Here is a 13,596-nt window from a genome sequence, read left to right as displayed (position 1 = left end):
GCGTGATCATTCAAAATGTTTAAAACTCTTCCCAGTCATTTGCTTCTGTGTGCCTGTCTTTAGGCAGGGCTGGCGGCTTTTGCGGCGCGATCTTGACAGAAATTTTCTTCACTGGCGCTGCCGTTCGCACCGCACTGTGTGGACTGGAACTTGGACTCTTTTGCAGCGCGGCCGCTTGCATACCGTCAATCTTGAACACACTCACAACCTGCGCCAAATTATCGGCCTGCTCTTGCAGTGAGGCAGCAGCCGCCGCGGCTTCCTCCACCAATGCGGCATTCTGCTGCGTGACTTGATCCATCTGACCAATGGCTTGATTGACTTGCTCGATACCTTCGGTCTGCTCGGCACTCGCGGCCGTAATTTCCGACATGATGTCGGTAACACGTTTAACACTTTCTACGATTTCAGACATGGTAGCGCCGGCTTGATCAACCAGTTTGGCACCGTTATCGACCTTCTCTACCGAGTCACCTATCAACGTTTTGATTTCTTTTGCTGCGGCTGCTGAACGTTGCGCACTTCAGTTGCGACGACTGCGAAACCTCGGCCCTGCTCGCCAGCTCGGGCCGCTTCTACCGCAGCATTCAATGCAAGAATGTTTGTTTGAAACGCGATGCCGTCAATCACACCTATGATGTCCACGATTTTTTTCGATGAATCGTTGATCGAACTCATGGTTTCAACAACCTTGGCGACGACCTCGCCACCGCGACCTGCAACTTCGGATGCAGATGCGGCCATTTGATTGGCCTGTCGTGCATTGTCGGCGTTTTGCTTGACAGTCGAAGTCAACTCTTCCATCGAAGAGGCAGTCTCTTCCAATGAGCTGGCCTGCGTCTCTGTTCGGCTGGACAAATCCATATTGCCCGACGCGATTTGACTTGATGCGGTGGCGATAGTGTCAGTACCCAATCGGACTTCAGACACGATGCGCAACAAGCTGTCATTCATGTCTTTCAACGCAGCCAACAACTGGCCAGTTTCATCCTTGCCGGAGGCGTGTATCTTATTATTCAAATCACCTGATGCGACTTTGCGCGCGACACCGACTGCATGATTCAAAGGCGTAGTAATGCCTTTGGTCAGCCACCATGCTGCTAGCACTGCAAGCAGAATTGCAACGACACCAAGGAAAATCAGAATATTCAAACTGGTGCTGTAGGTCGCATGAATATCCTGCGCCATGTTGTCGCTCTCTTTGCGCTGCTGGTCGACCAGTTCTTGCAACAAGCCGGTGTATGACTTGGCGACCGGTGTAAATTCGACTTCAAGCAATCGATTTGCTTCAGCGGTATTGCCAGCGACTTTTTCTTTAATGATTCGATCGCGTATCGAGATGAATTCCTTGCGCGAAGCAACGATGCCGTTAAAGATTTCCTTTTCCCTGGGCGTGTTCATCAAAGGCTCGATCTTGCCCTGCAGCTCGGTGGACATTTTCGAAGATTCAGCCGTGTCGTTGGCGAAGAAGGTCGTGAGCGACGGATCACTACTTTTGGCAATCGCCATCGTGCGCCGTACGCCCGCATGAATAGTCCGATACCAATCGCTGACCAATCGCTCAGTCGCAATCGGCTCGTCTATCATGGCTTGTGCCGTTTTATCGATCGTGCCCAGACGCCAGAAGCTGACGGCGAGCATGACTGTCATGAGCAAAATGATGAGAGTAAAACCGAGGCCGAGACGGGTTCCAATTTTCAGATTTTTCATGATTGCCTTAAGGGACATTAGGAACAAAATTGAGCAGACAGACTTACCAGCGTGCTCAAGACACTCTAATGTTTGCTTTATGCAATTACAAGAAAGATCGAGGGGCGCATGGGATGTACGCTGAAAAGCAACACCGTCATGAATTGGTCATATAACTGAGATAGACACAGCCGCCTGATAGAGCGGCTGGTCCTTGGATGCGAACTGGATTCGCGGTGAACGATCTGGATTACGCCTTACTTCTTCTTGCTGCCTAGCCGGCCTTCTTTACCTGCCAGCAAATTGCCGATGTTCTTCGCATGTCGATAAACCAGCAATACACTCATCGCGAGTACAGCAAGCAAGATCACATCCGGACCAAACAACAATCCATAGTAGAACGGTGCAAAAATACTCGCAATCAAAGCTGCCAATGATGAATAGCGGAATGCGTAAGCAATGACGAGCCAGGTAATCAATGTTGCCAAACCGAGCCAACCGTTCAAGGCGAGCAACACGCCCAATGCAGTTGCGACACCTTTGCCACCAACGAAGCGAAAAAAGATAGGCCACAGATGGCCGAGGAAAACAGCAATCGCGACCAAGGCAACGCCGCTCTCTTGCACACCGTATTCAGGGCCGAAATGTTTGGCCAGCCACACTGCGACAAAACCTTTTGCACCATCACCCAGCAAGGTCAAAATTGCGGCTTTTTTATTCCCGCTGCGCAGCACGTTAGTCGCGCCCGGATTCTTGGAACCATAGCTGCGCGGATCGGCCAGACGGAAACATTTGCTGACGACCACTGCAAAAGAAATCGAACCAATCAGGTAGGCCGCGATTGCGAAAAGAACTGTATTCATATCAACCTTAAGTTACTTTTTTAATTACATCTTTTGTTATGTATTACCCGCTCGTTTTACGATTTTATTTTTAATTGCAAAACAACGCTCTCAACTCTTTTATTCTTCCAGCGCACATTGCACCGCCGTTGCAGACAATGTTTGCGTCAATACTTGTGGCGCTATACCAATCAGGTAACCACGTCGACCACCGTTGATATAAATTTTTTCCAAATCAAGAATACTCTGCTCTACATACACCGGCATAGTCTTGCGTGTACCAAACGGCGAAGTACCGCCTATCAAAAACCCTGAATGCCGATTTGCCACCTCCGGCTTGCACGGTTCTACCGATTTGCAGCCGATCTGGCGCGCAAGATTCTTGGTCGAGACTTTGCAGTCACCATGCATCAACACGATCATTGGTTTGGCAGCTTCGTCCTGCATCACCAGTGTCTTGACAACGGCATGTTCATCGACGCCCAGCTTGCGCGCAGAAACCGTGGTGCCGCCATGCTCTTCATAATCGTAAGGGTGCTCGGAAAAAGCAATGTCCTTGCGGCGCAAGAACTGGGTCGCGGGCGTTTCGGAAATATGCTCTTTTTTTGCCATGCGTGTTACGCTCAACTTAAAATTTGGAGCACATTATGCAACAAGAACTCCGCTTTGCGACCTTCAATGTCTGCAACCTGGCATTGCCGGGCATGAAATATTATGAAGACCAGATTCCGTATTCTGCGGAAGAATACGATGCAAAAATCAGCTGGATCGCACAGCAGCTGGATAGGCTCGATGCCGACGTCATCGGCCTGCAGGAAATCTTCTCACAAGCGGCCTTAAAGGATGTACTGGCAAAAACGCAAAAGTATCGCGATGCCCATCATATCGGCTTCGATCCCGATCCACAGGCCGATCATTTGACACCCAGCGTTGCCCTGATCTCTCGCCTGCCCGTCGCAGAAGGCGTAACAACGTTCAAGGAATTACCCAACGATCTTGCCGTCACCTTGCCCGGTGTCGCACATCCCGTCAGTCATTTCACGCGGCCAATACTGCATGCAAAAATCGAAGTGTCACCTGACTTGTTGATTCATGTTTTTGTCTGCCACCTGAAATCGAAGCTACCGGATTATCGCAACGACAATAATGACGACCAACCGGATCAAACCGGGATTGCGATGCTGCGTTCGCTGATACGACGCGGCACCGATGCACTGGGCTTACGCACATTGCTATCCAATCTGAACAAGGAAAAGCGTGCGCCGATTATTGTGATGGGCGACTTCAACGACGTCGCGAATGCGATTCCAACGCAGATGGTAATGGGCCTGGGTAAATATCCCATTAACGGCGTAGACGATCGCCTGTTTGAAAGCTATCGCATCCAGTCGCGCCGCGATGCCCTGCGCGATGTCGGTTACACGCACATTCACGACGGCAGCTATGAAACGATCGACCACATACTGGTTTCGGAAGAATTCAATCCCGCATCACGTGCGGCAATCGGTGAAGTCGTTGAAGTGATGTATTTGAATGATCACATGACATTCAAACAAGCGCACGCTTCAGATCATGGCTTGGTCTTGGCGCGCATCCTTCTGCATGGGAAATCAGGTTCAGGCATGACACCATCAAACCCGGATGGCGCATCGGTTTGAATCTATCACTTCAAGCAAAAACTGAAAATTAGTTGCTGGCAGGACCGGTAGCGTCTGTGTCTGTATCTGTGTCGGAGTCCGATTCATCAGCATCGACGTCAGATGCTTCCGTGCCGTCGTCAGGCACACTGCCTTTTTCTGCCTTGCGCTTCAGCTTTTCTTCTTTTTTTCGTTTCTTTTCCAGCTCTTTTTGACGCTTCTCGTACTGAAAATTAGGTTTAGCCAAGTGAGTGCTCTTTGAGTAGATGTTCTGTTGAAGATAGGAGGTGGGCCAAGGTCAGTCTTCGACGAGGCACCATCAGTGGTACGAATGCTAGCACGTCACCAACTTTCGCGGCTGAAAACAGACAGCGGACCCACACCCTTCACGCTCAAGAAATCAAGAAAAAATCTTCAAATATCAGACAAATTCAGCCAATTTCGCCCATTTACATAACAACTCCCTAACTAGCAGAGAAGTGGGGTATTTAGCCACGCGGATGATGCATCTGATGCAAACGCTTCAGGCGCTCGCGCGCCACATGCGTATAAATCTGCGTCGTCGAAATATCGGAGTGTCCGAGCAGCAATTGCACCACGCGCAAATCAGCGCCGTGGTTCAGCAAATGTGTGGCAAATGCATGGCGCAAGGTATGCGGTGATAGCGGCGCATTGATGTCAGCGGCGGCCGCATGTTTCTTGATCAGGGTCCAGAACATCTGACGCGTCATCGGCCCACCGCGCGCCGTCACAAACAAGGCGTCGTCGATTTGTCCATCCAGAATCGCCGCACGCGCCTCTTTCAGATAGCGCTCTATCCAGGCCCGCGCTTCTTCGCCAAACGGTATCAACCGGGTTTTCCCGCCCTTTCCGGTAACGCGCAGTACGCCTTCATTCATGCCGACTTCTATCGACTTCAGCAATACCAGTTCCGTCACGCGCAAACCGCTGGCATACATCAGCTCCAGCATTGTGCGATCGCGCAAACCCAGCGGCGTCATCACGTCAGGCGCCGCCAGCAAGGCATCGACCTGCGCCTCCGATAATGTTTTCGGGATACGTGGAGCCTGCTTGGCCGAACGCATTTTCAGACAGGGATCGTCGCTGATGCGGTTTTGTCGCAAGGCTAATTGATAGAACCGTTTAAGAACCGCCAATCGACGATTCGACGATGTGGCCTTGGTCGTTTCATGTTTCGCAAAGAAGTAGGCATTCAGATCATCGGCGTGCGCAGCCAGCAAAGTCTTGCCGCGCTCGGCTTGCAGCCAGACCGCAAACAAGCGCAAATCGCGCCGGTAAGCCTCCAAAGAGTTTTTTGCCAGACCGTCTTCCAGCCACAAGGTGTCGCAGAATTCATCGATCTGCGCCTGGCTTGCCAATGGTTCGGCATCGACGGTATTGGCTGCGGCCTGTGGCGTCGACTTCGCTTTTTTGGCTGGCTTTTTGATTGCTGTGGCCCCACTCATCAATAACCCGCGACCTTTTCGTGCGCGAGCAGCCAACGCTTTACGCCGACATGGAATCCGGTTTCGTCATCGTGATGCGAAAATCCACCCAGACCACCAGCTGCAGTAACGCGATGACACGGGATCACCAATGGAAACCAGTTCGCACCGCACGCCTGCCCGACCGCCCGCGGCGCTGATTGCACACGCCTGGCAATGTCGCCATAGGTGAGCACCTTGCCACGCGGAATTTCAGAAATGGCCGCCCAGACTTTTCGCTGGAACGGCGTGCCTAGCTGCGTTAACGGCAGATCGAATTGAAAATCGGGATCGCTCAGGTAACGCTCAACCTGCAGCGCCGCACGTTCAGAGATGATATCCATCGCATTTTTACCCTGAAAACTTGCCGGGAGATACACCATTTCACGCACCAGGCGATCTTCAGTGCGTATACCAATAGCGCCAAACGACGTTTCGACGATAGCGGAAAACAGGGATGAGGAAGAAGTCTGCTTCATTGCATACAACCCAGAGACATTTGCATAAACACAGAGCATAAAACAAAAAAGGCGCATCTCGCGATGCGCCCTCAAATACATCTGCTGTACCCCAAGCCGCGTATAGCTATGCTATCGCCGCAATTATTGATACAGGTCTCCCCTACTAATCCGACATCAATGCCGTGTGTATATGCTCCCCTCAAACCATTCGGTGGCGCAGAAAAGTGCGCACTATTTTGGGTCGAGACAGCAAAGTTGAACTTATTATAAAAATCAATTTAAGGGAAATCAAGCAATTATCCTTACTTAATCCTTACAACAACAAATAGCAAAAAGACAGCTTGTCGGCCACACAGATTTGCAGTACCAAGACCAGCTCAAACTCATGTTTCATCCACCATTCACACAATAAAAAAGGCGTGTCTTTCGACACGCCTTGAATTTTGCTTTTGTATTTCCGACCGTTTGATGAGTTACCTCTCAACAGCTTCTTGAAACACAGGTCTCCTCGGCCCATCGGTACTATCGCCAACCCTGACTGAGAAGCGACGTACCTAGCCTTTATTCTTCTTTGAATGCTTCCTCACGTTTTTTACGCAACGCCGGCAACAGCACGACTGCCAAGGCTAACACCGCCATCGCCAGCATCGTTGCACTGATCGGACGTGTCAAGAACACCATCGGATCACTACGCGACAACAACAATGCACGACGCAAATATTCCTCCATCATCGGTCCGATAATAAAACCGAGCAACATCGGAGCCGGCTCAGCATCGAGCTTTGCGCAAATATAACCGAACAATCCGAATAAGGCCATCAGATAAATATCAAAATCGCTATTATTCAAACTGAATACGCCAATCGCGCAGAACATCAGAATTGCCGGATACAAATGATGGTAAGGCACGGTAATCATGCGTACCCACAAACCGATCATAGGCAAGTTCAACACGATCAGGAAGAAGTTACCAATCCACATCGAAGCAATCAAGCCCCAGAACAGGGTTGGCTGCTCTGTCATCACGGCAGGACCTGGCTGAATACCTTGAATGATCATCGCGCCGATCATCAGGGCCATCACCGGATTGGATGGAATACCCAAGGTCAGCATAGGAATGAATGAAGTTTGAGCACCAGCATTATTTGCCGCTTCCGGCGCAGCCACACCTTCAATCGCGCCCTTGCCGAATTGCGCAGAGTTTTTCGATACTTTTTTCTCGATCGAGTAAGCAGCAAATGAAGCCAACATCGCGCCACCACCAGGCAAGATACCGAGGGCAGAACCCAAAGTAGTTCCACGCAAAATCGGCGCGATAATGCGTTTGAAATCTTCCTTGGTCAGCATCAGACCGGACACCTTCTTCATCACCAGCGAACGGGTTTCTTCATGTTCCAGATTACGGATGATTTCACCGATACCGAACATACCCATCGCGACGATCACGAAGTTGATACCGTCTGCCAGTTCCGGCATATCGAAGGTATAACGTGCCGCACCCGAGTTGACGTCTGAACCGATCAAGCCCAGCAACAAACCGAGAATCACCATGCCGATTGCATTGAGCAGCGAACCGCTAGCCAACACAACAGATGCGACCAAACCCAGCACCATCAGCGAGAAGTATTCGGCAGGACCGAACTTCAATGCCAGATCAGCCAGTGGCGGCGCAAACAAAGCGAGCAAAATCGTCGCAACAGTACCGGCAAAAAATGAACCGATAGCTGCAGTCGCCAGCGCTTTACCTGCATGTCCCTGTCGCGCCATCTGGTAACCATCGATGGCAGTGACCACCGAGGATGACTCCCCCGGCAGATTCACCAGAATCGCAGTGGTCGAGCCGCCGTATTGCGCACCGTAATAAATACCGGCCAGCATGATCAACGCAGCGATTGGAGGCAAGGCAAACGTCGCCGGCAATAACATCGCGATCGTGGCAACCGGGCCGAGACCTGGCAACACACCGACGGCCGTACCCAGAAACACGCCGATCAGGCAGTACATCAAATTCTGCAAGGACAAGGCTGTATCAAAGCCTATCCCTAGATTAGTAAATAATTCCATTATCAGTACCTTCTCAACCGCCAAACCATGGGCCAAAAATCGCAATCGGCAAGCCGAGCAATTTAACGAAAACGACGACCGCAAAAATTGTCATCCCTGTAGCCAGCGCAACACCGTGCAACACTTTAAATTTGGCACTGGCAAATGCGCTGAACAACACAATCGCAAAAATAGCTGCGACCAAACCAGCGCCACGAATCAGGAAACCGAACAGCAGAACGCCGGACAGAATCAGAACTGTTTCCTTGATCGCAAATTTTTCGAGCGCCTCACCTTCACGGAAGAACGAGCGTACCGCGGCAATCAGTCCTATCAGTGCGAGCAAACCACCCAGAATGGTCGGAAAATAAGCGGGGCCCATTTTGCCGGCGGTACCCATCGAGTAATCGCGACCAATGATGATTGCGGCCAAGCCGATGAACAGAAAAATAATCCCAGTCCAGAAATCCTTAGGATGTCGAATGAATGATGGCACGGTGCTTCCCTTCTCTTAAAACTTGATGCTGCGGCGCATTGAACTTCAGGTGCCGGGCAAATACATACGGTTACTTCAATTTTGCCCATCAATAAAATTGACAGGCCCATATTCAAAATGACGAGATACCTGCGTATCTCGTCATTTATTACATCGATTGCTTCAACATCTCAAATTGTGATTAATCAGCGTAAACGCCAGCCTTTTTGATGATAGGGCTCCACTTTGCAATTTCAGACTTCAGATGTGCGCGCAATGCCTCCGGCGTGGCACGATCTGCAGAAACCGGCTCGGTGCCAAGATCGGCAAAACGTTGTTTGACGGTTGGATCTTTCAATGCGACTTGCAATGCCGCTTCCACTTTTTCGATGACTGGTTTTGGTGTGCCTTTTGGTGCATACAGACCATGCCAGACCGCTACTTCAAAGCCAGGCAAACCGGCTTCAGATGTCGTTGGAATATTTGGCAGGGAAGGAACGCGCACTTTCGTTGTCACTGCGTATGCTTTGACTTTGCCGCCTTTGATCTGGCTGGTTGTATTCGTCGTTTGATCGCACATGAAGTCAACTTGACCGCCGAGCAAATCATTCATCGCTGGACCAGTACCTTTGTAAGGCACGGTAGTCAATTCGGTATCGATCGCTGTCATGAACAACATGCCGCACAGATGGGAAGCCGAACCAACGCCAGCATTTGCGTAAGTCACCTTGTTTTTATTCGCTTTAACGTAAGCAACCAGTTCCTTGAAATCCTTGGCCGGGAAATCGCCACGTGCGATGAATGTCATAGGGACGTCGGTAATCAAGCCGATAGGTTCAAAATCGTCGATCGCGTTGTAGCTCAGTTTGCGATACAGCGAAGGTGCTGTTGATTGACCAATGTGATGCAGGAACAAGGTGTAGCCGTCCGGAGCCGATTTGGCAACACGCGCTGCGCCGATTGTGCCGCCGGCACCGCCGACGTTTTCAACGATAACGGTTTGTTTCAGCGAGGTAGTCATCGATTGCGCAACCAGGCGCGCAACGGTATCAGTCGGGCCGCCTGCAGCAAACGGCACAATCATCGTGATGGTTTTGTTTGGATAAGGATCAGCCGCATGAGCGAAAGCGCTGGCAAGCAATGCGAGTCCGGCCACCGACTTCAAGAATGTGTTCTTCATTTTACTTGTCTCCAGATTTAATATTTATTGGAAAAACAAGGGCTGGGACATACGCCCTTTTAACTCCACTGCCTGTGCATCCTATCAAAACCTCTAAAAAAGAGATAGCGAGAACATTACAAGACACTGGCATTCAATGAGCTAAGTACTAATCGCCCATCTTGAATTCAATTCAAGGCTTCTATTTTACTGATCGAACCTTTCACCAGCCTTGCGCGAACAAGACTAAACGATTTTATCCAATACTCACAGAAAGGTTAAGTGACGGTTCAATATTCAGCGTCAGGCATGTCACAATCAATCTGATATGGCAGAACGGTGCGACCAGCACGTTGAAAAGTACAACAGATAGAGAATTTTCGCACCGGAAAAGGGCGCTTACCAAGAGCGGCGAAAAAAGCCGACTTAACTAATTAATTAGCGCCGCAAACCGATTGACAAAAAAATCAACGATCGCTCACCTGCCGTGATTCGGCTTCCTTGGTCACGGCGATCACGACCGCCTTGCCGATTCTGCCTTCCAGTTGCTTGCGCACTGGTTGCAAGGCATGACGCCATGCAGCATTTTCCTTATCAGTCAAAATATGGACTGTGGTTTTCTTGTTTTTCTTGATTGCTTCAAGCGCGGCATCGTTTTCGTGTGCAGCGAGATTGTTGCCATATGCCGTTGCTTCGCGCATCGCATCGTCAATCTGCTTGCGCAGATCGGAAGGCAAGCCATCCCAGAATTTCTTGTTCACGATGACAGCACTACCAAGGTAACCGTGATTCGATATCGTCACATGGCTTTGTACTTCGTATAATTTTCTTGCGTAGAAATTGACCGGCGAACTTTCCACACCGTCCACTATGCGACTATGTAAAGCGAAATAAACTTCATTTCCATCCAGCATTTGCGGAGTCGCACCCAAGGCTTCCATCTGGTCTTCCAGCACTGGCGAAGAATGAATGCGCATTCTCTGACCTATAAAATCAGCCGGCATTTTCAACGGCTTGTTCGCCGACATGATCTTGAAGCCACTATCCCAATAAGCCAAACCGATCATGCCTTTCGATTCCAGCTTGCGTAGCATGGACTTGCCTATCGCACCGTCGGTCACACGCGTGACCGCTTCTTTATTGGCAAACAGGTAAGGCAAATCAAACACCTCAAAATCCTGCACGCCAAATTGTGCCAGCTTGGCCAGTGACGGCGCAAGCATTTGCACTGCCCCTAATTGCAATGCCTCCAGCTCGTCCGACTCTTTATATAACTGGTTATTTGGATAAACGTCCACGCGTATGCGACGACGACTGGCTTGCTCGACCAATTCCTTGAAACGCAATGCAGCCTGGCCCTTCGGTGTATCGCTGGCTGAAACGTGGCTGAATTTAATTACAGTAGTCGTTTGCGCAGATACAATTGTGGCGGCCATCGATAATGTCAGGCCAAGCACAATCCAATGTATTTTTGTTGCTATTCTCATCGCGCAGTCAGAAGGTTCCAGATTTAATTTTGTTGGTACTATGCGCAGTCATCCACTTAGTCACAAGTGTGGATAACCACATTCTCGGCACAGGGAACCATGAGCGCCTGCATCAAAATACAGCAGCATAGCTAGTCATGCAAGACCACGAACGAATCTACAAAAATCTTGCTGGGCAGTTTTACAGCAGCGCAGATTTTATATAAATATTTATGATATTAAACCAATCCCGCCCCCCCAGCTTCGGCTTTCCCAGCCGCAAACAGGCGTGGCGCTGGCTCATCCCGCTACTGCTGGCCATGTTGTTTTTGACCACGCTGATCTGGCTGCCGCTGCATGAAAAGCAGCAGGAAGCCAGCGAGCGTCAAGAGCAGCTGATTGCTGATTCATTGTGGGTCGAACAAACCATACGTTTTCAGCTTCAGCGCAATGAAGAGAGCCTGAATCTGATGGCATCGGAAATCATTTCCGGCTATCTGACCGGCACGCGTTTGCAGGAACGCATGGCCAATCTGATCCGCAACAATCACGAGATTCATCGCATCATAGAACTCGATGTCGATGGCAATTTAATCACGTCGACCGATGAAACACTGATCACAAGAAATGAATTATCAGCACCATCAAAAAGAGCAGATGCCCGCGCACGCGCCACCAGAACGCCGATGTACAGCCAGCCTGCAGCCGATATCAGCGGGCCAGTCATGTTCGATTATCACGTGCCGCTATATGTAGGAGACAAATATACCGGCAGCATCGTCGCCAGTTATCTCGCGTCCAGCATTCTGGATGACATGGTGCCGTGGTGGTTCGCACAGGATAACGAAATCGCGCTGACCGACATCAACGACGTGATCATTCACAAACGCGCATCGGGCGGCGCGGGGCGCGGTGTGTATACGCATAGACGTGCGCTCAATCTGGCCGGCGTGTCCTTGAAGTTGAGCACCAACAGCACCAAGAGCGCGCCGAAGTTACTACCTAGCTTGCTGGTCGATACTGTCATTCTGCTGGCGCTTGGCCTTGCATGGAGCTTGACCGCGCTGTGGCGCGACATCAATCGACGTCTTGCAGCGGAAATGGCTTTGCGCGAGCAAATCGCATTTCGTACTGCAATGGAAAATTCCCTGATCACCGGCTTGCGCGCGCGCGATCTTGATGGCCGCGTCACATATGTAAATCCGGCTTTTTCGCAAATGGTCGGCATCGCAGCGGAAGATATCGTTGGTCACCTGCCACCTATGCCTTACTGGGCGCCGGAAGCGATGGGCGAATATCAACGACGTTTTTCACAAGTCGTGGCCGGCACGGTGACGCCGCAAGGATTTGAAACTGTTTTTCAGCATGCCAATGGTGAACGCATCCCGGTACTGATTTTCGAATCGCCGCTGGTTGATGATACTGGCCAGCAAACCGGATGGATGGGTTCCATCCTCGACATCTCGGACCGCAAGCGCGTCGAAGATCTGAACCGTCAGCAACAGGAAAAATTGCAAGCCAGCGCACGCCTGGCAACCATGGGCGAGATCGCATCCACACTCGCACATGAATTGAATCAGCCCTTGGCCGCCATCTCCAGCTACACCGCGGGAGCCTTGAATATTCTGGCGCGCGAACAACCGCGTGTCGCGGAAATCAATATCGATATGCTGACGCACGCTCTGGAAAAAGCCAATGCGCAAGCCCAGCGCGCCGGCCAGATTATTCGCAGTGTGCACACCTTCGTGAAGAAGCGCGAACCTATGCGCACAGCCATCACTCTTTCAGAATTGATAGAAAGCGTGGCGCCCTTAGTTGAGTTGCAGGCGCAAAAATACTTTGTCGCCATCAAAGTGGATATCCCGGCGACCTTGCCGACGATACTGGCTGATCAAGTATTGCTGGAACAAGTTTTATTGAACCTGACGCGCAATGCGATTGAATCCATGCAAAGCGTCGCGCCGGAAAAACGCGTGTTGCGGATTGCCGCCAGCGTCGACCCCGGCAATGCGCGCAATGTCGTCGTTTCAATCAGCGATCAGGGGCACGGCATTCCACAGGAAGTGGCGGAGCGACTATATTCGCCGTTCTTTTCCACCAAGGCGGACGGCATGGGCATGGGCTTGAGTATTTGCCGCACCGCGATCGAATTTCACGGCGGTACGCTGACACATGTGGATAATCCGGGCGGCGGCACGATATTCCGTTTTTCGCTGCCGGCGTTGCAAAATAAGTTGATCGACACGACAATGCGTGCAGATTGAACCGAAACAAAATACCTTTTTGATATTTATTTGCACCCACCTTCTCAAGCGAGCGGAAATATCAAAGCAGGGCAAC

General features: G+C 50.7%; 11 protein-coding genes and 1 pseudogene. 2 read left to right on the top strand and 10 right to left on the bottom strand.

All coding sequences use genetic code 11. The features are described from left to right. Positions 1 to 19: 19 nt before the first annotated feature. The 3 genes and pseudogenes from Hfont_RS13360 to ybaK all read right to left on the bottom strand — a co-directional run bounded on the left by Hfont_RS13360 (position 20) and on the right by ybaK (position 3,143). A pseudogene (locus Hfont_RS13360) lies at positions 20 to 1,710 on the bottom strand (methyl-accepting chemotaxis protein). 236 nt (positions 1,711 to 1,946) lie between these two features. Further along, positions 1,947 to 2,552, bottom strand: a complete 606-nt coding sequence (gene plsY, locus Hfont_RS13355) for a glycerol-3-phosphate 1-O-acyltransferase PlsY (RefSeq protein ID WP_112992906.1) — start codon at positions 2,550 to 2,552, stop codon at positions 1,947 to 1,949. Between the two features lie 99 nt (positions 2,553 to 2,651). Further along, complete coding sequence (ybaK, locus tag Hfont_RS13350) at positions 2,652 to 3,143, bottom strand: Cys-tRNA(Pro) deacylase (RefSeq protein ID WP_112992905.1); 492 nt, start codon at positions 3,141 to 3,143, stop codon at positions 2,652 to 2,654. Between the two features lie 35 nt (positions 3,144 to 3,178). Between ybaK and Hfont_RS13345 the strand changes: the two genes are divergently transcribed. Next, a complete protein-coding gene (locus tag Hfont_RS13345; RefSeq protein WP_112992904.1) occupies positions 3,179 to 4,189 on the top strand; it encodes an endonuclease/exonuclease/phosphatase family protein in 1,011 nt (336 codons plus the stop codon). Positions 4,190 to 4,217: 28 nt separating this feature from the next. On the opposite strand, the gene Hfont_RS13340 is transcribed toward Hfont_RS13345, so the two are convergent. From Hfont_RS13340 to Hfont_RS13305, 7 genes are all read right to left on the bottom strand, one after another. Further along, positions 4,218 to 4,415, bottom strand: coding sequence for a hypothetical protein (locus tag Hfont_RS13340; protein WP_112992903.1), 198 nt, complete (start codon positions 4,413 to 4,415; stop codon positions 4,218 to 4,220). 241 nt (positions 4,416 to 4,656) lie between these two features. Beyond that, entirely contained in the window at positions 4,657 to 5,634 is a 978-nt protein-coding gene (xerD, locus tag Hfont_RS13335) for a site-specific tyrosine recombinase XerD (protein WP_241523117.1), read from the bottom strand. Next, entirely contained in the window at positions 5,634 to 6,131 is a 498-nt protein-coding gene (locus Hfont_RS13330; protein ID WP_112992902.1) for a methylated-DNA--[protein]-cysteine S-methyltransferase, read from the bottom strand. The genes xerD and Hfont_RS13330 overlap by 1 nt, the downstream gene beginning before the upstream one ends. Positions 6,132 to 6,674: 543 nt before the next feature. Beyond that, entirely contained in the window at positions 6,675 to 8,177 is a 1,503-nt protein-coding gene (locus tag Hfont_RS13320; protein ID WP_112992900.1) for a tripartite tricarboxylate transporter permease, read from the bottom strand. Positions 8,178 to 8,190: 13 nt separating this feature from the next. Continuing rightward, on the bottom strand, positions 8,191 to 8,652 hold the full coding sequence (locus tag Hfont_RS13315) for a tripartite tricarboxylate transporter TctB family protein (protein WP_112992899.1): 462 nt from the start codon (positions 8,650 to 8,652) through the stop codon (positions 8,191 to 8,193). A 181-nt stretch (positions 8,653 to 8,833) separates the two neighbouring features. Next, complete coding sequence (locus Hfont_RS13310; protein WP_112992898.1) at positions 8,834 to 9,811, bottom strand: tripartite tricarboxylate transporter substrate binding protein BugD; 978 nt, start codon at positions 9,809 to 9,811, stop codon at positions 8,834 to 8,836. A 446-nt stretch (positions 9,812 to 10,257) separates the two neighbouring features. Then, positions 10,258 to 11,226 carry a DctP family TRAP transporter solute-binding subunit gene (locus Hfont_RS13305; protein ID WP_241523115.1) on the bottom strand — a complete coding sequence of 323 codons (969 nt, stop codon included), beginning with the start codon at positions 11,224 to 11,226 and terminating at the stop codon, positions 10,258 to 10,260. Between the two features lie 263 nt (positions 11,227 to 11,489). Between Hfont_RS13305 and Hfont_RS13300 the strand changes: the two genes are divergently transcribed. Then, the gene (locus Hfont_RS13300; protein ID WP_112992896.1) at positions 11,490 to 13,520 is read left to right on the top strand and encodes a two-component system sensor histidine kinase NtrB; all 2,031 of its coding nucleotides are present in this window, start codon (positions 11,490 to 11,492) and stop codon (positions 13,518 to 13,520) included. Positions 13,521 to 13,596 lie beyond the last annotated feature (76 nt).

This window comes from Herminiimonas fonticola (assembly GCF_003293745.1).
Classification (GTDB): domain Bacteria; phylum Pseudomonadota; class Gammaproteobacteria; order Burkholderiales; family Burkholderiaceae_D; genus Oxalicibacterium; species Oxalicibacterium fonticola.
Note: the sequence above shows the minus strand (reverse complement) of the source record. Positions and strands in the feature narration are given on the sequence as shown.